The sequence below is a fragment of the Micromonospora sp. WMMA1363 genome, from assembly GCF_030345795.1.
GTDB lineage: Bacteria > Actinomycetota > Actinomycetes > Mycobacteriales > Micromonosporaceae > Micromonospora.
Genome location: NZ_JAUALB010000001.1, coordinates 4,575,769 through 4,598,832, shown reverse-complemented (window position 1 = coordinate 4,598,832; position 23,064 = coordinate 4,575,769). Strand labels below are relative to the sequence as shown.

Sequence of the window (23,064 nt, the reverse complement as noted above, 5' to 3'; positions counted from 1 at the left end):
GCGGCGCCGGCCGGTAACGTGACGCCGTGACCACCGAGACTCCCGTGCCCGTAGCCAAGCGGGTGCCGACGAAACGCAGCCACCACGGCGACACGGTCGTCGACGAGTACGCCTGGCTCGCCGCCAAGGACGATCCGGAGACGATCGCATACCTGACCGCCGAGAACACATACACCGAGTCCCGGACGGCCCACCTGGCAGATCTCCGCGGGCGACTGTTCGAGGAGACCCGCCAGCGGACCCGGGAGACAGACCTGTCCGTGCCGACCCGCAAGGGCGGATACTGGTATTACACGCGCACCGTCGAGGGCCAGCAGTACGGCGTGCACTGCCGCCGGGCTGTCACCGACGGCGAGACCGCCCCCCCGACGAGCCTGGACGGCGCGCCGCTCGACCGCGAGGAGGTGCTACTCGACGGCAACCTGCTCGCCGAAGGGCGCGACTTCTTCGCGCTCGGGGCGTTCGACGTGAGCCCGGACGGACGCTGGCTGGCCTACTCCACCGACTTCTCCGGCGACGAGCGTTTCACCCTGCGCGTCAAGGACCTGACCACCGGGAAACTGCTACCCGACGAGGTACCGGACACCTTCTACGGCACCGCTTGGTCCGCCGACGCCTCAGTGCTGTTCTACGTCACGGTGGACGACGCATGGCGGCCGAACCGGGTCTGGCGACACACGCTGGGCACCCCGCCGAGCGCGGACGTGGTGGTCCACCAGGAGGACGACGAGCGGTTCTGGGTGGGCGTCGAGCTGACCCGCTCCGAGAAGTTCCTCCTCATCGACGTCCACAGCAAGGTGACCAGCGAGGTGCTGGTCATCCCCGCCGGTAACCCGACCGGTGCGCCAGCCTCCGTCGCGCCGCGCCGGCAGGGCGTGGAATACACGGTGGAGCACCACGGCCACCGGTTCCTGATCCTGCACAACGACGGCGCCGAGGACTTCGCGCTCGCCTACACCTCGGCGGACGCCCCGGGCGACTGGGTGCCACTGATCGAGCACTCCCCGGGCACCCGTCTGGAAGCGGTCGACGCGTTCGAACACCACCTGGTCGTCTCGCTGCGCGCCAACGGGCTCACCGGGCTGCGGGTGCTGCCGATCGGCGACGGCGACCCGTACGACATCGACTTCCCGGAGCCGCTGTACAGCGTGGGCCTGGACAGCAACCCGGAATACCGCACCGCGCAGATCCGGCTGCGATACACCTCCCTGGTCACCCCGGACTCGGTGTACGACTACGACCTGGTCACCCACGCGATGGTGCGGCGCCGGCAGAAGCCGGTGCTGCCCGGGCCGGACGGGCGGCCGTACGACCCGACGGCGTACGAGCAGCATCGCGACTGGGCCCTCGCCGACGACGGCACCCGGGTGCCGATCTCGCTGGTCTGTCGGGCCGGTACGCCGCGCGACGGCTCCGCGCCGTGCGTCATCTACGGGTACGGCTCGTACGAGGCCAGCATGGACCCCTGGTTCTCGGTGGCCCGACTGTCCCTGCTGGACCGCGGCGTCATCTTCGCCGTGGCACACGTCCGCGGCGGCGGTGAGCTGGGTCGACACTGGTACGACCAGGGCAAGCTGCTGGCCAAGAAGAACACCTTCACCGACTTCGTGGCCTGCGCCCGGCACCTGGTCAAGGCCGGTTGGACGGCCACCGACCGGCTGGTGGCGCGCGGCGCCTCGGCCGGCGGCCTGCTGATGGGGGCGGTGACCAACCTCGCCCCGGACGCGTTCACCGGGATCGTCGCGCAGGTGCCGTTCGTGGACGCACTCACCTCGATCCTCGACCCGTCGCTGCCGCTGACCGTCACCGAGTGGGAGGAGTGGGGCAACCCGCTCGACGACCCCGAGGTGTACGCGTACATGAGGTCCTACACGCCGTACGAGAACGTGCGGCCCGTGAACTACCCGGCGGTCCTCGCCGTGACCAGCCTCAACGACACGCGCGTGCTCTACCACGAGCCGGCGAAGTGGATCGCGCGGCTGCGGGCGACCGCGCCACAGGGCGACTACCTGCTCAAGACCGAGATGGGCGCCGGGCACGGCGGCCCGAGCGGCCGCTACGACGCCTGGCGCGAGGAGGCCTTCATCAACGCGTGGATTCTCGACCGGTTCAGCCGCACCTGAGCCGCGGTCAGGACGGGCCCTTCCCCAGGCGGACGCGCCAGGAAGGGCCCTTCTTGACCGCCTCACCGCGTCCGCCGGCACCTCTCGCCTCACAGCACCGACGCCAGCACCGCCGGGTCGACGTTGCCGCCGGTCACCACGGCGACCGTACGCCCGCTCGGCAGCTCGGCGGGTCGAAACAGACACGCGGCCACAGCCACGGCGGCACTCGGCTCCACCACCAGCCGGGCGTCGCGGACCAGCCGGCCCATCGCGGCACCGATCTCCGCCTCGGTGACGGTCACGATGCGGTCGAGGCGTTCCCTCAGGTGGGCGAGAGTCAGCTCGGACGGCGGCATGCGCAGCCCGTCGGCCGCAGTCCGGTAGGTGCGCTCCTCACCCCAAGCCACCACCGACCCCGCCGCCAGCGAGTCCCGGGCGTCGGCGGCCAGCTCGGGCTCGACGCCGATCACCACCGCCGCCGGTCGCACCGCCCTCACCGCCGTCGCGACGCCCGACGAGAGCCCGCCACCGCCGATCGGTACCAGCACCACGTCGACGTCGGGCAGGTCGTCGACGATCTCCAGGCCGATCGTGCCCTGCCCGGCGATGATCCGCCGATCGTCGAACGGCGGCACCAGCATCGCGCCGGTCTCCGCCGCGAGCCGCTCCGCCGCCGACTCACGGCGTGGCGGCGGCACCGTCAGCACCTCGACCCCGAGCGCCCGGATCCGGTCGACCTTGACCGCGGGAGCGCGCTCGGGCACCACGATCCGGCACGGCACGCCGGCGGCGCGCGCCGCGTACGCCAGGGCCAGCCCGTGGTTGCCCGACGAGTGGGTGACCACCCCGCGCGCCCGCTGCGTCGCCGTGAGCCGGGCTATCGCGTGGATCGCGCCCCGCAGCTTGAACGACCCGACCGGTTGCAGGCTTTCCGGCTTGAGCCACAGGTCCGCGTCCCACGGGGACCGCATCAGGGGGTACGCAGGACCGCGCCCGCGACGTCCGAGGCGGCCTGCCGGATGTCCTCGATCGACACCAGCTTCATCGCCCCATTCTGCCCGGCGCCACCATCCGCCTGCCCGCCCCGCCCATGCCACGACCGTGCTCGCGGAGACGGTGGCCCCGGCGCCGTTTCGCCCGGATGGCGCCACGCGCACGTCCGGGTCGGCTGCCCGTCCCGGCGGTGCCGGTACATGCTCCCCGGCCGCAGCACGATCATGATTGGGATGCTCGGGTTCCAGGTCGCCTAGACTGCCGGCGTGATCGGGGCGAAGCGGTGAGCACGGCGGAGGGTGGGCCGGTAGCGGGCGGGCCAACGGAGGACGCACCCCGGTCGAGCCTGCGTGCGGCGGCACGGGACCGGCGGGTCTGGGCGATCCTCGCGGTGGTCGCCGTCCTGCTCGTCTGCTGCTGTTCGGCCGCCGCCGGCTCGCTGCTCGCGCTCTCCGCCGGGCTGTTCAGCGCGAACTGACCGCCGACCAACCCGATCAGGCGGTCCGGAGTTCCTCCACCGCCGTGCTGGTGTGCAGGACGAGAACACCGGCCGCGACCGTCACCAGCACCGCGGCCACGGCACCGCCACCGAGCGCCGCCAACTGTTCCAGGGGTACGGCCGGCGACACGGTCACCTCCGGCACCCACTCGGTACGGGTGTGTGCCGCCTGGGTGACCGGGTCCTCGCACACCGGCCCCGCGTCGCAGATCGTCTGCTTGTAGCCGCCGCCGGACGGAGCGCGGAACAGGCCACGGGCAAGCAGGAGCCCGACGGTGAGAGCGACGACGATCGCGGGAACGGCTGGGGCGAGCGCCTGCCACCCGACCGCCCGGCCCAGCGTGCCCCGGGGCACCCCGGCGGCGACCAGCGCCGCGTACGTGCGCCGCCGGGCAGTGATGCCCTCCACCACGGCGACCAGCAGCCCGCCGGCGGCGATCGCGATCGCCACGGAGACCGCGAGGTCGACCAGGTCCATCGTGTTGAGATAGAAGTCGTCGCCACCGGCCAGGCTACCAAGCCCACGATCCGACAGCGCATTCGCCGCCTCGAAGTGGGCCCGTAGGCCCGCGGCTCCCGCCCCGAAGAGCAGCGCCGCCAACAGGGCGGCGAGGGTCCGGCTGCCGGCCCACGGATCAACGGTCAGCCGCCGGGCGGCGAGCAGCACGGCGGGACGCCGCGCGTACCGGTGCAGTAGCCGGCCTACGGCGTACGAGATCCACCCGGTCCCGATCACCACGCCGACCGTGGCGGTCAGCCCGCCCGCGATCAGCAGGGTCGGTAGCAGCCACTCCGGCGGCTCGTTGCCGCGCCGGGCGTGCCAGAGCTCGATCGGCCGGTACACGCTGAACATGGCCAGCCCCAGCACGATCAGCGCGCCTGGCCACGGTCGCGGCCCCCGGACGCGTGTCCGGCGCACCACGCCGAACGGCGTGGTGCGGACCCGGCGCAGCAGGAACGCGGTGGCCACGGCCGCCACCAGCGGTAGTCCGAGGACGACCGCGGTCACGGCAGCCGCCGGGGGTAGCACGTCGGTCGGCAACGCGAGTTGCCCCCGGTGGTCCGGCCGGTGCAGCAGTTCTCGGCCGCCCAGGTACACCCCCAATCCGGCGAACGCGCCGATCAGGCTCGCCAGCCCGGACTCCAGCACAGCGATCCAGGTCACCTGGCCCGGCGTGGCGCCGGCCAACCTGAACGCGGCCAACCGGCGGTCCCGGGCGGGCGCGCCGAGCCGGGCGCACTGACCGGCCAACGCCAGGACCGGGATCGTGAGCAACAGCAACGCGAACGCCGTTCCGCCGCGGAGCCCGGGCTCCCGGAGCAGGGCATTGCTGTACTGCTCGGACCAGCGGGGATAGCCGGCCGCACCGTGCGGCGTCGGGATGGCCAGCACGGTCAGCGCGGCCAGCCCGGCAAGGGTGGCCAGCGCCGCGCTGAGCGCGGTCAACGTCACCCGGGCCGCGTCGGTGCGAGTGCCCACGAGTGCCAGGCGGAGCGCGGCCCACGGCCTCACGGCCGCTCCCCGAGCAGCGGCACGTCGAGCCCGAGGCCACCGTGGTCGACGAGGCCGTCCCGCAGGACGACCTCACGGTCGGCGTACGCGGCGATACGCGGCTCATGGGTGACCAGGATGACCGCCGTGCCCTGGTCGCGGGCGAGCCGGACAAGTTGCCGCAGGACCTGCTCACCGGTCAGCGTGTCCAGGGCACCGGTGGGCTCGTCCGCGAACAGCACCCGCGGCTCGGTGACCAGCGCGCGGGCGGCGGCGCAACGCTGTTGCTGCCCGCCGGACATCTTGCCCGGCGGGGTATCCGCCAGCTCCGCCACGCCGAACCGCTCCAGGCAGGTCAGGGCCGCCGTCCGCGCTGCTCGCCGCCCCGTGCCGGCGAGCAGCAGCGGCAGGGCGACGTTCTCCGCCGCGGTCAGCTCGGCGACGAGCTGACCGAACTGGAACAACACCCCGAACTCCGTCCGTCGCAGCTGCGAGCGCGCCGCCTCGGACCAGGTGTCGAGCCGATGGCCGCGCCACGTCACCGCGCCCGCGTCCGGGCGCAGGATGCCGGCGAGGCAATACAGCAGCGTGGACTTCCCGCTGCCACTCGGCCCGACCACCGCCACGATCTCGCCCTCGGCCACGTCAAGCGTGACCCCGCGTAGGGCGGACGTCGGCCCGTATGCCTTGACCACTCCGCTGGCCTGTAGTTGCGTCACGAGTGCACCTCCCGGTGCCAGTCGGCGACCCGTTCCAGGGTGGTGTGCAGCCACCGCAGGTCGGCGTCGAGGTGGGTGATGGCGAAGTCGAGGGCGACGACGTCGTCGAGCGTGGCCGACGGGGCGGACTTGGCGGCGGTCAGCTCACGCAGCCGCTGGATGTGGGCTCGGCGCTGGGCGACCAGCCAGTCGCGGGCCCGGTCCACGTCGGCGACCAGCAGCGCCACCGCGACCTTCGCGAAGAGTGTGCTGGCGACGTAGGGCATGGGCGGCTCGACCTCGGCGAGCCAGCCGTCCAGCGCGGCCCGACCCGCGTCGGTGAGGGTGTACGTGGTGCGGTCCGGACCCCCCTCCCGCTCCTGGCCGGCGGTGGCGACGAGGCCGTCGCGCTGCAACCGGCCGAGCGTGGCGTAGACCTGCCCGAAGGCCAACGGCCGGGCCCGGGGCAGCCGCTCGTCGTGGGCGCGCTTCAACTCGTAACCGTGCTTGGCGCCGGTCACGAGCAGCCCGAGCAGGACGTGCGGTGTGGACACGGCGCTACTATTCACTGAGCGAATAGCAGCTGTCAAGGGACCCACAGCGCGGGCGCCGCGGGTCGAGTTCAGCGTGGTCACCGGCCGCAACCTCCACGGCGTATGCCCGCCCGCTCACCGGACCGCACCCCACTCGCAAACGTGACCACCCCTCCGGCCTGACCGGGTGGACCTACCGCACGCTCGTCAACCACGTGCCCGAAGCAAGGGAACGGCGACGACCCCGGGCAAGCGCTCCCGATCTGCCTACCGGCCCGACAGTGGGATACCGTTTCCCCGATAACGGGAGGTCTGGCGAATGTCCTTGACAGTGCAGACGGAACAGCGCGGCAACGTCGTCGTCGTGTCGGTCGCGGGCGAGCTGGACATGGCGACCGCACCGCAGTTGCAGGACCAGATCACCGACCTGCTGGACAAGGGCCGCAGCCGGCTGGTCTTCGACCTGGGCGACCTCTCGTTCTGCGACTCCACCGGGCTGTCCGTCTTCGTCCGCGCCAAGAACAGCTGCGACGAGGCCGGCGGTGTGGTCCGGCTGGCCGCCCCGCAGCGAGGGGTGCTGCGCATCCTGGAGGTCAGCGGGCTCGTCGAGGTGCTGCACACCTACCGGACCGTCGAGCAGGCCGTCGCGGGTGACCCCACTCCCACCTCCCCCTGACCGTCAGGTCTCGTCCTCGACGTACCGGGGACGGGCGATAACCAGCCCCGCACCGGTCTGCACCGTCAGGGCCGCCAGGAGAAACCCGATCGGCGCGGTCCAACCGGCGGTGGCCTCGTAGAGGACACCGACCAGCAGCGGCCCGAGGGCCGCGATGACGTAGCCGACGCTCTGCGCGAACGCCGACAGCGCCACCGTCCCCTCGGCGGTGCGGGCCCGCAGCCCGATGGTCGTGAGGACCAGCGGGAAGGCTCCCTGCCCGACCGCCAGCAGGGCGACCCAGAGCATCGCGCCGCCGTGCGGCGCCAGCGCCAGCCCCAGGTAGGCGAGCGTCGACGCGGCGGTCAGCGACAGCACCAGGGGTCGCAGCGTCCGCATCCGCCCGGCCAGCGTCGGCATCAGCAGCGCGATCGGCACGCCCAGGGCGGTCACCCCGGCGAGCAGCAGGCCGGCGGTCTCCGGCCGGTACCCGGCGTCCCGGAACAGCTGCGCCAACCAGCCCATGATCGCGTACCCGCTCAGCGACTGCGTGCCGAAGTACACCGCCATCGCCCAGCCGAGCCGGGTCCGGGCCGGCCGCACCCGTGTGGTGGTGGTCGCCGTCCGGGCCGCCCGCCACGTGACCGCGCCGGCCCGCAGTGCCAGCGGCACCCATGGGAGAACTGCCACCGCGGCCAGCCCCGCCCAGATGCCGAGCCCGACCCGCCACGAGCCGAAGGCGTGCGCGACCGGCACCGCCGACGCGGAGGCCACCGTCGTGCCCACGGTCAGCGCCATCGTGTACGCCCCGGTGACCAACCCGGTACGGCCCGGGAAGTGCTGCTTGACCAGCATCGGCAGCAGGATGTTCGCCACCGCGATCCCGGCCAGCGCCAACGCGCTGGTGAGCACGAAGACCAGCGCCGAGCCGGTGACCACCCGCAACACCTGGCCGGCGGCGAGCGCGAGCATGGCGACCACCAGCACCCGGGCCGGGGCGACGCGGCGGACCAGCCACGGGGTGAGCGCACCGAGCCCGGCGAACGCGATCGTCGGCAGGGTCGTGACGAGACCGGCCATCGCCCCGGAGAGCCCCAGCCCGGTCCGCACCTCGTCGAGCAACGCCCCCAGGCTGGTGACGGCGGCCCGCAGGTTCACCGCGACCAGCAGCATCCCGACCAGCACGAGCGCACCCCCGCGCAGCACGCCGTTTTCCGCCACCGTCGCCGTGCGCGCGCTTTCCGGGGAACGCGCGCTTTCCGGGAAAGAGGCCGGTTCGGCGTTCCCGGAGCCACGCTTTCCGCGCTTCCGCCCCCTCCGCGGGTGGGTGGGCGTGACGGTGGGGGGTGGTGGCGGAGTCATGGGGTCGAACCTACAATCATGGGATGAATTTTCGGCAGGGGTTGTAACCAGTGCCACCCGTGGCTGATGCCGCCGCCACGCCGCCGCGCGGCCGGCGGGTGCAGGAGACGATCGCGCAGCTCCGAAAGCGGATCCTGGGCGGCGAGTGGCCGGTGGGCGGCCGGATCCCGACCGAGCCGCAACTGGTGGCGACCCTCGGCGTCGGCCGCAACACCGTGCGCGAGGCGGTCCGCGCCCTGGTGCACGCCGGGGTGCTGGACTGCCGGCAGGGCTCGGGGACGTACGTGGTGTCGACCGACGAGTTGGCCCCGGTGGTGGCCCGCCGGCTCACCGACGACCGGATGGTCGAGGTGGTCGAGGTGCGGCGCGCCTTCGAGGTGGAAGCCGCCCGACTGGCCGCGCTACGGCGTACCGTCGAGGACCTGGCGGCGCTCGACGGCGCACTCGCCGCCCGGGAGGCGGCGTGGCGCGGCGGCCGGGTCGACGAGTTCGTGGAGGCCGACGCCGCGCTGCACGCCGCCGTCGTCGCCGCCGCACACAACGGCATGCTCGCTGAGCTGTACGCCTCGGTCGGCGCCGCGCTGCGCAGCACCCTGACCCATTCGATGGGCGCCACGCTGGAGCCGGAGCGCTACGTCGACCATTCCCGACTGGTGGATGCGATCCGGGCCGGCGACGCGGACCGGGCAGCCATCGAAGCCGGCGCCTTTCTGGAGCATCCGTCCGAGGCATAGGTTGTGCCGGACCGAAGAATCGGACACCTCGGGAGTACGGATGCTCAAGGGCTTCAAAGACTTCGTCATGCGAGGGAACGTCGTCGACCTGGCGGTCGGCGTCGTCATCGGCGCCGCCTTCACCAGCCTGGTCACCCAGTTCACCGAATCGTTCCTGAACCCACTGGTCAAGCTGATCGACGGCCGTTCCGAGCTGACCGCCGGCACGTGGAAGATCGGCGGTCAGACCTTCGAGTGGGCCGCGTTCGTCAACGCGGCCATCACCTTCCTGCTCATCGCCACGGCCCTGTACTACCTGGTCGTGTTCCCGATGAACACGTTGGCCGAGCGCCGGCAGCGCGGTGAGGAGCCGCCGCCGAAGGCGCCGAGCGAGGAGATCAAGCTGCTCACCGAGATCCGGGACGCCCTGTCCGCGGCCGGCCGCACCACCCCCGCCCAGCAACGCGGCGCCCTCGACGACGCGATTGGCCGGCGGGAGGAACCGCCCACCAGGCACTGACGCGGCACGCACCCACCGGCCCCCGCGGGAATCCCGCGGGGGCCGCATTTCTTCGTACGCATGTTCGATAGAGTTCCCCCCATGGAGCAGCGAAAGCACTGGTGGAACGGGAAATGGGGCCGCCTGGCCCGGCGGGACGTCTTCCTCCGGGTCGACGCCGACCGGTGGTACGTCGAGCAGCGCGCCGGCGGGTCGGAGGGGGTCTCGCGGTTCTACGAGTACGGCAGCGCCGACGAGGCCGAGGAGACGGTCCGGGCCCTGCTCCACGGCACCGACACGTGGCGCGAACTGTCCCCCCGCCCGCCGGGCGGCTGGGGCGGCGTTTAGCGCGCGGAACGGCCGGGAACCGCGCTGGTATGAGTCAACCGGTCCTCTCCCGGGTCACCACCGGCATGCGGGTACTCGACGCCGCCGGTACCAATATCGGCACCGTGGACCTGGTCCAGCGCGGTGACCCGAACGCGGTGACCGTGCAGGCGCCGACCGCCGACCCGGGCAGCAGCCTGGACGAACTGATCGAGTCCACCGCCACCGAGGAGCCGGACGTCCCGGCCGACCTGGCGGCCCGACTGCGGCACGCGGGCTACTTGAAGGTCTCCACCGACCAGGTCAGCACCGGCGCGGTCTACGTGCTCGCCGACCAGATCGCCGCCGTCACCGACGCGGTCCGCCTCGACGTCCCGCTGACGGATCTGCCCGCCGAGGAGTGATCCGTCGACGACAACTTTCCAAACCGCCCACCAGTGCGTAGAGACGAACGGAGGGTGTTCTTGGCAAGCTTGATCCCATGACGCTGATCCTCCGCTCGGCCATCCTCAACGACGTCGGCCTGGTCCGGACCAACAACGAGGATTCCGCCCTCGCGGGCGAGCGCCTCGTCGCGGTCGCGGACGGGATGGGCGGCCTGCCCGCGGGCGAGGTGGCGAGCGAGATCGTGATCCGGATCCTGGACGAGCTGACCCCGCCACCCACCCCCGACGAGGCCACCGACGCGCTGCGCGCCGTGGTCAGCACCGCCAACCAGCGCATCCACGCCGCCATCACCGTCGATCCCGCCCGTGAGGGCATGGGTACGACATTGACAGCCGCGCTGCTCGCCGGTGACACACTGGTGCTGGCCCAGGTCGGCGACTCCCGCTGCTACCTGCTCCGGGACGGGGCGCTGACCCAGCTCACCCGGGACGACACGTTCGTGCAGGCGCTGGTGGACCAGGGCGCGCTCTCCCCCGAGCAGGCCCGGCACCACCCCCAGCGGTCCCTGGTGACCCGCGCGGTCCAGGGCTCGGACACCCCGCCCGCGATCGGAACGCTCACCGTCGCGCCCGGCGACCGGCTGCTGCTGTGCAGCGACGGGCTCTCCGACTACGTCGAGCACGACGCGGTCGCCGCCGCGCTGACCCGCTACGGCGACCGCCAACTCTGCGGGGAGCAACTGGTCAAGCTCGCCCACCAGGCCGGGGCGCCGGACAACGTCACCGTCGTGGTCTCCGACGTCACGGCGCTCTGAGCCCGTCCACCACCCGCTCCGCACAGGTAGGTGCGCCGAGCTGGGCACCGCCAGGGCGGAGGCGGCTCGCGTTCGTCGCCCCGGTGAGCGCGATCATCGCGAGGGCCGACCGGTGAACGCCGACGGGTGGCCGCGGTGTCCGGCCGCGCCGTCGCCGGCACCTGCGACACCTGCCGACCGGGGTAGGCGCAATCTCGGTTGCGCGGGCGGCCCGGCCGGGATGGGATGAGCCGATGACCGTCCGCAGGGTTGGTTCCGAGGAACGCCTCACCACCAGCTTCCCCCTCCAGGCGTACGCCTTCGAGGGCTCGCCCCGGAGCGTCGAGCGGGCCAAGGAGTTCCGCGAGTACCTGCCCTACAACGAGGGCAACCGGACGCTGGTCGTCGAGGAGGCGGGCGAGACGCGCGCGGCGGTCTCGGCCATCCCGATGCGGGAGAACCTGCGCGGCCGGGTGTTGCCGATGGCCGGCGTCGCCGGCGTGGTCACCCACCCGCTGGCCCGCTGGCAGGGGCACGTGCGCACCCTGCTGCACCAGTTGCTGGACGAGATGCGCGACGAGGGGCACCAGCTGACGGCGCTCTGGCCGTTCCGGCCGTCGTTCTACGGGCGGTTCGGCTACGTCGGGCTGCCGCTGCGGCGCACCGTCTCGCTGCCGGTGGCCGACCTGGCCCCGCTGCTACGCGCCGATTTGCCCGGCGAGGTGGGTTGGGAGCGGATCGGCGCCGGTTACCCGGCGTGGCACGAATTCACCGAACGCTGCCTCCGCGAGCGGCACGGGTTCGCGCTCTTCCCCGACTACCGGGCGGTGGCGCTGCGCGACCGGAACGAACGGTGGCTGGTGACCGCCCGGGTCGGCGGGACGGTGACCGGGGCGGCGACCTACCGGATCGACGAGCACGGGGGCACGTTGGCCGCCGACGACCTGCTCGCCACCGACCCGTACGCCCGGTCGCTGCTGTTGCAGTTCTTCGCCCGGCACATCGACCAGGTGGCGACGGTCCGCTTCGACGTTCCCGCCGACGAGGTGCCCGAGCTGTGGCTCACCGACCTCGAGGTGCATGTGCAGGCGCGGGTGGCCCGGCCGGGTTCCTCGGCGCCGATGGCCCGGCTGCTCGCGGTGGACGCGCTCACCGGACTGCCCGTCGGCCCGGCCCGGGTCCGGGTGGAGCTGACCGGGGATCGCTGGCTCGCCGGGGTCTATCTGCTCGACGGCACGACCGGAGCGCTGGAACTGGCCCGCGCCGGCGCGGGCGGCGCCCCATCCGCCACGCTGACCGCCGCCGGGCTCTCCGGGCTCGCGTACGGGGTACTGGATCCGGTGGAGGTGCACCTACGCGGGCTGGGTGACGTTCCCGCCGACGCGGGGGCGGAGCTGCGCCGCCTCTTCCCGCGCCGGCTGCCGTACCTCTTCGCCGACTTCTGATCGGGCCCGCCGGACGAATCGACTTCCTTAGTACTGCAACGGCGGGTCGTAGCTTCGGGTGCTGATCATTCGTTGGTTGGTTGTGGTGGATGCGCGGGTGGTCGGGTCGTGGGATGCCGGGTTGGAGGAGTTGTTCTTCCGGTTCGCGCATCGGTTTGAGCGGGTGGAGCCGCGGCGGCGGGCATGGGCGTATGTGCGGGGGCTACTGGCACCGTTGGAGCGGCGTAACGGCTGGACCCTCGCGGAGCAGGCTGGGCATGTGTCGCCGGACGGGTTGCAGGGCATGCTGTGCAGCGCGGCGTGGGACCGGGACGCGGTCCGCGATGACGTGCGCGATTACGTGGTGGACCAGATCGGCGATGCGGCCGGGGTGCTCATCGCTGACGAGACGGGGTTCGTCAAGAAGGGCCGTGCGTCGGCGGGGGTCCAACGGCAGTATTCGGGTACGGCGGGCAAGACCGAGAACTGCCAGATCGGCACGTTCCTGTGCTACGCCACGCCGCGGGGTCGGGCGTTGATCGATCGGGAGTTGTACCTGCCGAAGTCGTGGACCGGTGATCGGGACCGGTGCCGGCGCTCGGCGATCCCGGACGCCGTCGGGTTCGCGACCAAGCCGCAGCAGGCGCAGGCCATGCTGGAGCGGGCGGTCACCGCGGGGGTGCCGTTTTCGTGGTTCACGGCCGATGAGGCCTACGGGCAGAACCCTGGCCTGCGGGGCTGGTTGGAGGATCGGGACATCGCGTACGTGATGGCCACCCGACGCGACGATCGGGTGCCCTCCGGGCTGCACACCACCACCGGTGTCGACGAGCTGATCGGCAGGGTGCGTGCGGGCGCGTGGCAACGACTGTCGTGTGGTGACGGCGCGCACGGGCCGCGCCGCTACGACTGGGCTCGGCTGCCGATCCGCCGCACCTTTGCCCACGGCCGCCGCGGCTGGGTCCTGGCCCGACGCTCGATCACGGATCCCGGCGACATCGCCTACTACGTCTGCTTCGGCCCCCGCGGCACCCGACTACGCGACCTGGTGCGGGTCGCCGGTAGCCGTTGGTCGGTGGAGGAATCGTTCCAGACCGCGAAGAACGAGGTCGGCCTGGACCAGTACCAGGTCCGCCGCTACGACGCCTGGTACGCCCACATCACCCTCGCGATGGCCGCCGCCGCGTTCCTCGTCGTCACCCGCGCCCTCGAAGCCGCAAAGGGGGCACCACCGCAAACGAGCGCAGCCAGATCCCGCTGAGCAGCAACGAAATCCGCCGCCTGTTCGCCCACCTCGTCCTGACCACCCGCCGTCGAGCCGACCACATCCTGCGCTGGTCCGACTTCCGCCGTCGCCGCCAGGAACAAGCCCGAGCCGCCCACTACCGCAAACGACTCAAACCGCCATAAGTCACGACCCGCCGTTGCAGTACTAACCGGCGCTCTACGGCGCGTCCTTCTGTCATCGATCAGCGGTTCCGGGGAAGCCGGGGGCGGCAGTGTCATCGAGGCCCACGAGGGGCGACCGCAAAAGGCCGTCACCCCGGCTTCCGCCTAGTTCCTACCACAAGCCCTGTCCAAGGGCCCGCACGGAAGAGGGTGCACTAGTGACCTCCGGGGGACGTCCTATGAGTGGCCTGAAAGAACTGCCTCCGACGCCGACGACGATCCCCGTCCTGCCCGACGGGGAGCCGGTGATGTCCTTCGCCCAGGAACGCCTCTGGTTCATGGACGCGTACGCGCCCGGCACGACGGCGTACACGATCCCGGAGGCCTGGCGACTGCGCGGCCCGATCGATCCGGAGGCGCTCGCCGGGGCGCTGAACCGGGTCGCGGCCCGGCACGAGCCGTTGCGGACCCGCTTTCCCGCCACCGTGGACGGCCGACCCGTCGTGCTCGTCGACGATGTCGGCGCGATCCCGCTCGCCACCGCGGCGGCCGTGTCCGACGACGCCGTGAGCGCGCTCGTCGACGCCTTCATGGCCGAACCGTTCGACCTCGCCGCCGGCCCCGTGGCGCGGGCGATGCTGATCACGATCGCCCCCGACGAGCACGTGTTCGCGCTCGCGGCACACCACATCGCCGCCGACGGATGGTCAACCGAGCTCATCCTCGGCGAGGTGCTGGCCTGCCTGGCCGGCGACCCGCTGCCGGACCTGCCGGTCCGCTACCGCGACTTCGCCGCGTGGCAACGCGCTCTGCCCGACACCGAGCAGGATGTGGCGTACTGGCGCGGGCAACTCGCCGGCGTCGCGCCGCTCGAGCTGCCGACCGACCGGCAGCGGCCACCGGTACCGACCTACGCCGGCGCCGCGCACGAGTTCTCGGTCGCGCCGAGTGCGCTCGACGAGTTGTTCCGGCTCGGACGCAAGCAGCGGGCCACGCCGTACATGGTGCTGCTCGCGGCGTTCGCGATCCTGCTGGGCCGCCGGGCGCAGCAGGACGACGTCACGATCGGGTCGCCGACGGCCGGCCGGCCGGTACCCGAGCTCGACGACCTCGTCGGCTGCTTCGTCAACATGGTGACGATGCGGGTCGACTCCTCGGGCGACCCGACGTTCGTCGAGCTGCTCGATCGGGTCCGCGCGACGGCCGTGCACGCCTTCGCCCACCAGGAACTGCCGTTCGAGCGTCTGGTTACCGAGTTGAACGTGCCGCGGGAGGTGTCACGTTCGCCGCTGTTCCAGGTGGTCTTCTCCATGCAGAGCTACGAGGAGGCCGAGCGGAGCAACCCGTCGATCACGGTCACCGAAGACGTCGACATCTCGTACTGCGTGACCCGGTTCGACCTCGAGCTGCACACCGCCGGCGCCGGCGACTTCCTGATGACCTACAACACCGCGTTGTTCAGCGCGGACTCGATCGAGCGCCTGGGTGCGCACTTCCGCGTCCTTCTGGAGGGCATCGCCGCCGATCCGCACGTCCCGATCTCGAGCTACGAGCTGCTCACGGCCGACGAGCGCGCGCAGCGCACACGCTGGAACGACACGAGCGCCGACCTCGGCGCGGACCAGCTCCTGCACGACCCGGTCGCAGCGCAGGCGCGCAGCACGCCCGACCACCCGGCGGTGGTCCACCCAGGTGGTTGGCTCTCGCACGCCGAAATCGACCGGAGGGCCGATCACCTCGCGATGCGGCTGACTGCCTCCGGGGTGACGAGGGGCGACCTGGTGGCCGTCGTGATGGCACGGGGGTGGGAGCAGGTCGTCGCGGTGCTGGCGATCAACAAGGCCGGCGCCGCCTACCTGCCCGTCGACGCAGATCTGCCCGAGCGCCGCCGCAACGAACTCATCGCGCGCGGCGGCTGCGACGTGGCACTCACCCAGGCGGCGCTGCGTTCCCGGCTGGACTGGCCGGACGGACTGGTGGTGCTGCCCGTCACCGAGGAGTCGGGTGGATCGGCGCCGGCCTGTCCCGCCGAGCCCGGCGACCTCGCCTACGTGATCTTCACGTCGGGCTCGACCGGCACGCCGAAGGGCGTGATGATCGAGCACAGGGCTGCGCTGAACACCGTCCGCGACGTCACCGCGCGGTTCCGGGTGGGGCCCGACGACCGGGTCTTCGCGCTGTCCGCCCTGAGCTTCGACCTGTCGGTCTACGACGTCTACGGCACGCTGGCCGCCGGCGGCACGCTGGTCATGGGACGGCCCGAGGAGGACAAGGACCCGGCCGCGTGGGCGCGGATCGTCACGGAGCAGCGAGTCACCGTGTGGAACTCGGTGCCCGCGCTGATGGAACTGCTGGTCGAGCACGCCGAGCAGGAAGGGACCGACATCAGTTCGCTGCGGCTGGTGATGATGTCCGGCGACTGGATCCCGCCGACACTGCCCGACCGCATTCGCGCGCTCGCCCCGAACGCCGAGATCATCAGCCTCGGCGGAGCGACCGAGGGGTCGATCTGGTCGATTTGCTACCCGATCGACGACGTCGACCCGTCGTGGTCCTCGATCCCGTACGGCCGCCCGATGACCAACCAGCAGTTCCACGTCCTCGATCGCGGGATGTGCGATGTGCCGATCGGTGTGCCTGGCGACCTGTACATCGGGGGCGTCGGCGTGGCATCCGGCTACTGGCGGGACCCGGAGCGGACGGTGGCGGCGTTCGTCACCCACCCGCGTACCGGCGCTCGTCTCTACCGGACCGGCGACCTCGGCCAGTACCGGCCCGACGGTGTGATCGAGTTCCTCGGCCGGGCCGACGCCCAGGTCAAGATCCGCGGCTACCGGATCGAACTCGGCGAGATCGAGGCCCATCTGACCCGCCATCCCGAGGTCGCCGAGTGCGTGGTGAACTCGCACGGCACGGGCAACGCCGCCCAGCTCGTGGCCTACGTCGTGGCCGAGCCCGGAGCCGTTCCCGACCCCGCACGGCTGCGGTCGCACCTCGCTGCGGCGCTGCCGGCCTACATGGTCCCCAACTCGTTCGTCACGCTGCCCCGGCTGCCGCTGACCGCGAACGGCAAGGTGGACCGCGGGCGGTTGCCCGCGCCCGAGGCGCCCGTAGCCGGCGAGGCCGGGCGGGTGCCGCCACGCACCGAATCGGAGCGGATGATCCACGCGGTGTGGGCGGATGTCCTCGACGGCGCCGACGTCGGAATCGACGACAACTTCTTCGCCGTGGGTGGTCACTCCCTGCTCGCGATCAGGGTGGTCGAGCGGCTGAGGCGTGCGACGGCGGACGGTGCCTCGATCGCCGTGATGGACCTGTTCACCCACGCGACGATCCGGCGGCTCGCCGCCCTGCTCGACGGGAAGACGTCGGCGGAGCGCAGGCTCCTGCACCTGCTGACGCCGAAGCCGTCGTCCGAGGCCGAGCTCAGCTACGTCGCCGTTCCGTACGGCGGTGGCAGCGCGATGGTGTACAAGTCGCTGGCGGACGAGCTACCGGCCACGCACGCGCTGTGGTCGGTGGCCATCCCCGGCCACGACCCGGGAATCGACGAGCAGCGCGCACCGCTCGAGGATGTCGCCGCGCGGTGCGTGCAGGAGATCCAGGAGAGGATCGCCGGGCCGATCGCGCTCTACGGGCACTGCGGCGTCGGCTCGGCGCTCATCGTCGAGATCGCCAGGAAACTGGAGGCGGCCGGCCGCGTCCCGGAGGCGGTCTACATCGGCGCGATCTTCCCCTTCGCCCGGCCGGGCCGGGGCCTGGTCGGCGAGCTGGGGCGGCTTGCCAATGCGGACGCGTCGCGTAGCGACCGCGCCTACGCGGACGGGCTGACCGGGCTCGGGCTCGACATGAGCGACATCGACGCCGCGCAGGCCCGGCTCATCGTCCACAACACCCGCCGCGACACGGAAGCGGCGGAGGACTACTTCACGCGGCTTTTCGAGAGCTCGGTGGAGCGGCTGCGGGCGCCGGTCATCAGCGTGGCCGGGGAGCAGGACCCAGCGTCCGACTTCTACCAGGAGCGCTTTCGCGAGTGGCACTTCCTCAGCGACACCACTGCCGTCGTACTGCTCGACGAGGCGGGTCACTTCTTCCAGAAGCACCGCGCTGCGGAGCTCGCCGAGATCGTGACGACCACCCATCCGGCGGTCTCCGCCGGTGAGTCGGTCGGTGGGGAGGGGTGGCGGCTGCTCGACATCTCGCGCGCGTGTTCGCCTGACGCACCCGACGGGCCCCGGCCCGCGATGCACCGTTTTCTCGCGGTGGCGGCGGCGCACCTCGCCTCGGTCAGCGGCTCGGCGTTGGCCGCGTTCGCAATCGCGGTCTGGATCCTCCTGACCACCGGCTCGCCCGGCCAGTTCGCCCTGTCCGCCGTGGCCGGGCTGGTGCCCGGGCTGCTCGTAGCGCCGCAGGCCGGCACGGTGGTGAACCGCTGCGACCGTCGTACGGTCATGCTTGCCGGCGCCCTCGGCGCGGCCGGGGTGCAGCTGACGCTCGGCTTGCTGGCGTGGACCGGAAGCCTGCAGGTCTCGCACACCTATCCGCTGCTCGCGCTCCTGTCGATAGCGCTCACCTTCCAGCTGCTCGCCTCCGACTCCGCCGTGCCGCAGCTCGTCCCCAAGCGATACCTCGGTCATGCCACCGGCGTCGTCCAGGTCGCCGCGACGACGAGCCGCCTGTTCGTGCCGGTCGCGGCCGTCGGGCTGATGGCCGTCGTGGGCTTGAGGGGCATCCTCGTTCTCGTCGTGTTGAGCTACGCGGTCGCGATCACCGTCACGCTCGCGTTTCGTTTCCCGCGCACCATGGCCGGGCCGGCGAAGTCGGTGACGGCCGAGATCAACACCGGATTCCGGTACGCCTGGGGCGACACTCGGTTCCGCCGGATGCTGATCTTCTTCGCGCTGCTCAACGTCCTCCTGTCGCCGCTGTTCCTACTGATCCCACCGCTGGTGCTGGGGACCGGCCGGCTCGCCGACATCGGTTGGATCCTGCTCGGCGCGGGACTCGCAGGCATGCTGGGCGGCCTCGTCATCAGGGCATGGGGCGGTCCGCCGCGGCGTCGGATGCGGGGCGTGCTGCTGTGGACGCTGTGCCTGGCCGCATTCAGCCTGGTGACCGGCCTGCAAGCGAACCTGGTGACGATCGGTTTCGGCTTGTTCGGCATGGCACTAACGCTGACAATGATCAACGGCACCCATGCCGCGATCGTGGAGGTCAAAGTCCCGCAGCGGTTCCACGGCCCGGTGTTCGCGCTCAACACGGTGATCGCGTGGTCGGCGCTGCCGATCGGCTTCGGGCTGCTAGCGGCCTACGCGTCGGAGCTGTTCGAACCGCTGCTGGCCCCCGGCGGTGCGCTTGCTCCGACCACCGGCGCGGTGGTCGGCACCGGGCCGGGGCGGGGAATCGCCTTGCTGTACGTATTGCTCGCGATAGCCATCATGCTGTTGGCGGTGATGGCGTTGGGCACCAGGTTGCCCCAGCTCGTCGACGACAGCCCCGACGCCATCCCCGACGACCTGATCGGGCTCCGGGCGCTGGGCCGCGGTCCGCTGATCCGGAATGACCAGGAGGTTGGGGGGTTCGAGTCCCTTCGGCGCGCAAGATCATAGGACCTGACTGTGGGAACGCAGGTCAGGCTTTCTGCTTCTTCGTCCTTCGGGTACACCCGAGTCGGGATAGAGCAGCCGTGCCACCTGCTCGACCGTGCCGACGTACCACTCAAGCAGGCGCCGCCGCGCCGCGAGCCGGTCGGCCGGCGAATCGGTGGCGTGGGCGTGCTCCTCCGCGTACCTACGGAGCAGGTCGTGCATGGAGAACCTGCCCGGTGTGCGTTCGTCGACGACGTGCGTCTCGGCGAGGCGGCGCAGCAGGCGGGCCGCTTCAGCCGGCGCGATCCCCGCCAGCGTGGCCGCCGCGGGCACCGTGACGTCCGTGCCCGGCATGAGGCTGAGCAAGCGGAACATCCGCTGGTGCGCTGGGTCCTGCGTCAGGTAGGACTGATCGAACGCGGCACGCACGGCGGACTTCTCGTCACCCTCCGCTGACAGTCCATGGAGGACGCCATCGGTGTGCAGGTCATGGCAGTAGGCTGAGACGCTGTCATAGCCGCCGGTGACGACGTTGGCGGCGGCGATCCGGATGGCGAGCGGCAGCCAGGCGCACAGCCTCGCGAGTGTCGACACGGCCCGCGGTTCGGCCGTCGCACGCGGTCCGAGGATGTGGCTGAGCAGCGTGTGCGCCTCGTCCGGGCTGAGGACGTCGAGTGTCAAGGGACGGGCGCCCTCCCGCGCGACTAGACCGGAGAGCCGGCTGCGGCTGGTTATCAGGACGTGACAACCCGGTCCTCCGGGAAACAGCGGGCGCACCTGCTCTACGCTCCCGGCGTTGTCCAAAACCATCAGGATCCGCCGCTTGGCGACGAGGCTGCGGAACATGGCGGCGGCTTCATCGAGATTATCGGGTATCGCGTCGTTGGAGACCCCGAGCGCCCGTAGGATCTGGGTCAGGGCGTCCAGGGGACGCAGCGGCGGCACCGAGGCGTTGCCTCGCAGGTCAACGAAGAGCTGACCGTCGGGGAACCGGTCCCGGGCCCGGTGCGCCCAATGCACGGCGAGGGCGGTCTTCCCGACCCCGGCAGGCCCGACGACGGTCGACACGGTCAACGGGCTGTGCGCACCGTGCTTGTCGGCGAGCGGCTCGTCAAGTTGGCGGAGTTGGCGTTCGCGCCCGACGTACCCGGTGACCTGGGCCGGCAGCTGCGCGGGCACGGCGCGGGCCGCTAACGGTCTGGATTGCGCCGGCGCTGGCGCGACCGGCAGGTCCGTATCCGCTGGCGGGGGAAGCTCCTGCCGCAATACCCGCAGGTAGGTCTCACGCAGCTCCGGCCCGGGCTCGATCCCAAGCTCCTCGTCCAGGCGGGCCTGCACCTCGCCATAGAGGCCGAGCGCGGCTGCCTGTTCCCCACTGGAGGCCAGGGCCACCATCAGCCGGGCGTGCAGGCCCTCGTGGAGCGGCTCGTCCTGGACGAACCCCCGCAGCGTGCCTACCGCGTCACGGAACCGACCGAGGGCAAGGGCCATGTCGGCGTGTAGAAGCGCCGCGGCGACCCTGCGTTTATGTGCCGCGACTGCTGCCGGCACGCCACGCACCGCGGGGTCCGCGTCGGCGGGCCGCGGGCCGCGCCAGTATCGCAGCGCCTCGCTGGCGAGTCCGGCCGTCCTGGACAGGTCACCCTCGGAGTGGGCCTGGCGGGCCGCATCGAGCAGGTCGTCGAACCGGCCGAGGTCGAGTTGGTGGCGTTTGACACCGAGCGCGAAACCGCCCGGAGCCGACAGGATGGCACGCGAGGGCTCCCCGCGCTGCCGGCCCGGTTCCAGGAACTGCCGGAGGTAGACGTGCAGCAGGCTGTGGCAGCTCTTCGGCGGCCCGTCCGGCCAGAGCGCCTCGACGAGCGCGTCGCGGCTTACCGCGGCCGGATGGTGGAGCGCGAGCACCGTCAGGAACCGGCACAGTGTCGCCGAGGCGGGGCGTTGGTCGACGCCGGCGCGGCGCACCGACAGGGGGCCGAGCATCGCGGTAGAGGATTCATCGTCACCGGCGTGTGCCCTGGTGACCTGAATCGCCGGTGGCAAACCGACAGCGGCGGCCAGCCGCCGCAAGGACGCCTCACGCGGTCGCCGGACCCGATCCTGCTCGATGTCCCTGAGTGCGCGGACGCTGATGCTCGCCCGTTCGGCCAGGTCGTGTTGGCTCAGGTGAGCGTTGATGCGGTGGGTCCGCAGCCAGTGCCCCAGCGAGTTCGCCCCGCTCGTACCTTCGGGTCAGCTGGACGGGATGGTGTTGCACCCGGTGTTCGCGTCCGTTGATCCGACTGCCAGGTGCTCGGGAGCGACGCGGCGGTGAAGATCGGCCTGTCTCCGAGGCCGACGTCGTCGCGTTCCACCTGCGATCGCGCCGGGCGAGACTCGCAAAATCGCTGAACTCGTCTATCCCGTGTATCTGGGGCGGAACGACCCCGTCGCCCGCAAGGATCGCGCCCTGTTTCGCGGGCCGCCCGGGCGGTCTTGTCCGTGCCGGGGCATTCCGGCTAAGGTGCTTCTCGTGACTGCCGGGTCGGCCGTGGGCCATTACCGAGTGAGGCACCCGGCTAGCGCGTGACCGCCGGGCGGCCTCGACCGCCGCCTATTGCCCGCGCCCCTCCCTTTTTCGAATGTCATTTCTCCTGGCTGTCGCCACCCCAGTTTCTCTCCGCAGCCGGGTAGCCGCGGCGCGCTCTTCGCGCCGTGCTCGGTTCGCGGGGTCCCGTCACACAGAAAGCTGTGCATGCCGAACGATCTCAATACACGTGTCATCAACGAGTTCCGTGCCAACAAGGGCCGAGTCGGCGGTTGGTTCGAGGGTGCCCGACTGCTCCTGCTGACCACCACCGGCACCCGGTCGGGCCGGCCGCACACCGCCCCAATCGGATACCTGCCCGACGGGGGTGGCCGGGTCCTCATCATCGCTTCGGCGGGCGGCGCACCCCGAGATCCGGACTGGTACCACAACCTGGTCGCCGATCCGGTCGTCACCGTTGAGGACGGCGCCTTCACATACGAGGCGGAAGCCACGTTGCTCACGGGTGGGGAACGTGACCGGGCATTCGCTCGGGCTGTCGAGGCTGACCCTGGATGGGCGGAGTACCAGGCCAAGACGAGCCGGGTTCTACCGGTGGTGGCCCTTACGGCGATCCCCGGTCCGCCACGGATGAACGCAAGCTCGATGGGTGATGCACTCGAGCTGGTCCATGGGGCGTTCCGTCGGGAACTGGGGCTGATCCGCGACGAGGTCGCGAAGTCGGGTCCGATACTCGGGGCCCAGCTGCGGGTGAACTGCCTGACCCTGTGCACCGGCCTCTCCGGCCACCACACAAACGAGGACGAGGTCATGTTCGCCGGCGTCGGCCACCGGCGGCCCGACCTTGCGCCAGTGCTGGACCGGTTGCGGGCCGAGCACGAGGCGATCGCCGTCCTGCTCGCCCACCTGCGACGGGTCCTCGACGCCCCGGACCTCGACAGGGCCACGCTGCAGGCCGAGGTCGACCGACTCGCCACGGAACTCGAACGCCACCTCGATTACGAGGAGGAACAACTGATCCCGATCCTCGACGCACCCACGTAGGTGGGTATCGGAAACAGAAGGACAGCAACGACCTGT

General features: G+C 71.6%; 17 protein-coding genes and 2 pseudogenes. 12 read left to right on the top strand and 7 right to left on the bottom strand.

The window, feature by feature from the left end:
• Positions 1–26 precede the first annotated feature (26 nt).
• A complete protein-coding gene (locus tag QTQ03_RS21460; RefSeq protein ID WP_289279590.1) occupies positions 27–2,123 on the top strand; it encodes a S9 family peptidase in 2,097 nt (698 codons plus the stop codon).
• Between the two features lie 89 nt (positions 2,124–2,212).
• Here the strand turns inward: QTQ03_RS21460 and QTQ03_RS21455 are convergent.
• A pseudogene (locus QTQ03_RS21455) lies at positions 2,213–3,150 on the bottom strand (threonine ammonia-lyase).
• Positions 3,151–3,381: 231 nt separating this feature from the next.
• Between QTQ03_RS21455 and QTQ03_RS21450 the strand changes: the two are divergent.
• The gene (locus QTQ03_RS21450; protein WP_289281037.1) at positions 3,382–3,576 is read left to right on the top strand and encodes a hypothetical protein; all 195 of its coding nucleotides are present in this window, start codon (positions 3,382–3,384) and stop codon (positions 3,574–3,576) included.
• 16 nt (positions 3,577–3,592) lie between these two features.
• On the opposite strand, the gene QTQ03_RS21445 is transcribed toward QTQ03_RS21450, so the two are convergent.
• Genes QTQ03_RS21445 through QTQ03_RS21435 form a run of 3 tightly spaced genes read right to left on the bottom strand, consistent with a single transcriptional unit; the run spans position 3,593 to position 6,341 of the window.
• Positions 3,593–5,110: an FtsX-like permease family protein gene (locus tag QTQ03_RS21445; RefSeq protein ID WP_289279589.1), complete on the bottom strand. Its 1,518-nt coding sequence runs from the start codon at positions 5,108–5,110 to the stop codon at positions 3,593–3,595.
• Entirely contained in the window at positions 5,107–5,808 is a 702-nt protein-coding gene (locus QTQ03_RS21440) for an ABC transporter ATP-binding protein (protein ID WP_289279588.1), read from the bottom strand. The genes QTQ03_RS21445 and QTQ03_RS21440 overlap by 4 nt, the downstream gene beginning before the upstream one ends.
• Complete coding sequence (locus QTQ03_RS21435) at positions 5,805–6,341, bottom strand: PadR family transcriptional regulator (RefSeq protein WP_289279587.1); 537 nt, start codon at positions 6,339–6,341, stop codon at positions 5,805–5,807. The genes QTQ03_RS21440 and QTQ03_RS21435 overlap by 4 nt, the downstream gene beginning before the upstream one ends.
• Positions 6,342–6,639: 298 nt before the next feature.
• Between QTQ03_RS21435 and QTQ03_RS21430 the strand changes: the two genes are divergently transcribed.
• A complete protein-coding gene (locus QTQ03_RS21430; RefSeq protein ID WP_289279586.1) occupies positions 6,640–6,996 on the top strand; it encodes an anti-sigma factor antagonist in 357 nt (118 codons plus the stop codon).
• Positions 6,997–6,999: 3 nt separating this feature from the next.
• Here QTQ03_RS21430 and QTQ03_RS21425 read toward each other — a convergent pair whose 3' ends face one another.
• A complete protein-coding gene (locus QTQ03_RS21425) occupies positions 7,000–8,337 on the bottom strand; it encodes a CynX/NimT family MFS transporter (RefSeq protein WP_502889798.1) in 1,338 nt (445 codons plus the stop codon).
• Between the two features lie 59 nt (positions 8,338–8,396).
• On the opposite strand from QTQ03_RS21425, the gene QTQ03_RS21420 reads away from it, so the two are divergent.
• From QTQ03_RS21420 to QTQ03_RS21385, 8 genes are all read left to right on the top strand, one after another.
• Positions 8,397–9,071 carry a FadR/GntR family transcriptional regulator gene (locus tag QTQ03_RS21420; RefSeq protein WP_289279584.1) on the top strand — a complete coding sequence of 225 codons (675 nt, stop codon included), beginning with the start codon at positions 8,397–8,399 and terminating at the stop codon, positions 9,069–9,071.
• Positions 9,072–9,111: 40 nt separating this feature from the next.
• A complete protein-coding gene (gene mscL / locus QTQ03_RS21415) occupies positions 9,112–9,570 on the top strand; it encodes a large conductance mechanosensitive channel protein MscL (RefSeq protein ID WP_289279583.1) in 459 nt (152 codons plus the stop codon).
• 81 nt (positions 9,571–9,651) lie between these two features.
• Positions 9,652–9,897 (top strand): hypothetical protein, encoded by a 246-nt coding sequence (locus QTQ03_RS21410; RefSeq protein WP_289279582.1) that lies wholly within the window; start codon positions 9,652–9,654, stop codon positions 9,895–9,897.
• 29 nt (positions 9,898–9,926) lie between these two features.
• The gene (locus QTQ03_RS21405) at positions 9,927–10,280 is read left to right on the top strand and encodes a hypothetical protein (protein ID WP_289279581.1); all 354 of its coding nucleotides are present in this window, start codon (positions 9,927–9,929) and stop codon (positions 10,278–10,280) included.
• Positions 10,281–10,357: 77 nt separating this feature from the next.
• A complete protein-coding gene (locus QTQ03_RS21400) occupies positions 10,358–11,077 on the top strand; it encodes a PP2C family protein-serine/threonine phosphatase (protein WP_289279580.1) in 720 nt (239 codons plus the stop codon).
• Between the two features lie 233 nt (positions 11,078–11,310).
• Positions 11,311–12,501 carry a GNAT family N-acetyltransferase gene (locus tag QTQ03_RS21395; RefSeq protein WP_289279579.1) on the top strand — a complete coding sequence of 397 codons (1,191 nt, stop codon included), beginning with the start codon at positions 11,311–11,313 and terminating at the stop codon, positions 12,499–12,501.
• A gap of 97 nt (positions 12,502–12,598) precedes the next feature.
• Positions 12,599–13,741 (top strand): IS701 family transposase, encoded by a 1,143-nt coding sequence (locus QTQ03_RS21390; protein ID WP_289279559.1) that lies wholly within the window; start codon positions 12,599–12,601, stop codon positions 13,739–13,741.
• Positions 13,742–14,108: 367 nt separating this feature from the next.
• Positions 14,109–19,478, top strand: a complete 5,370-nt coding sequence (locus QTQ03_RS21385; RefSeq protein WP_289279578.1) for a non-ribosomal peptide synthetase/MFS transporter — start codon at positions 14,109–14,111, stop codon at positions 19,476–19,478.
• On the opposite strand, the gene QTQ03_RS21380 is transcribed toward QTQ03_RS21385, so the two are convergent.
• Both QTQ03_RS21380 and QTQ03_RS30410 read right to left on the bottom strand, forming a co-directional pair.
• A complete protein-coding gene (locus QTQ03_RS21380; RefSeq protein ID WP_289279577.1) occupies positions 19,473–21,440 on the bottom strand; it encodes an AfsR/SARP family transcriptional regulator in 1,968 nt (655 codons plus the stop codon). The two genes, QTQ03_RS21385 and QTQ03_RS21380, sit on opposite strands and share 6 nt — an antisense overlap.
• 60 nt (positions 21,441–21,500) lie before the next feature.
• Positions 21,501–21,650 (bottom strand): annotated as a pseudogene (locus QTQ03_RS30410) (helix-turn-helix domain-containing protein); the annotation flags it as partial.
• A 541-nt stretch (positions 21,651–22,191) separates the two neighbouring features.
• Here QTQ03_RS30410 and QTQ03_RS21375 point away from each other — a divergent pair.
• Positions 22,192–23,028, top strand: a complete 837-nt coding sequence (locus tag QTQ03_RS21375) for a nitroreductase/quinone reductase family protein (protein WP_289279576.1) — start codon at positions 22,192–22,194, stop codon at positions 23,026–23,028.
• Positions 23,029–23,064 lie beyond the last annotated feature (36 nt).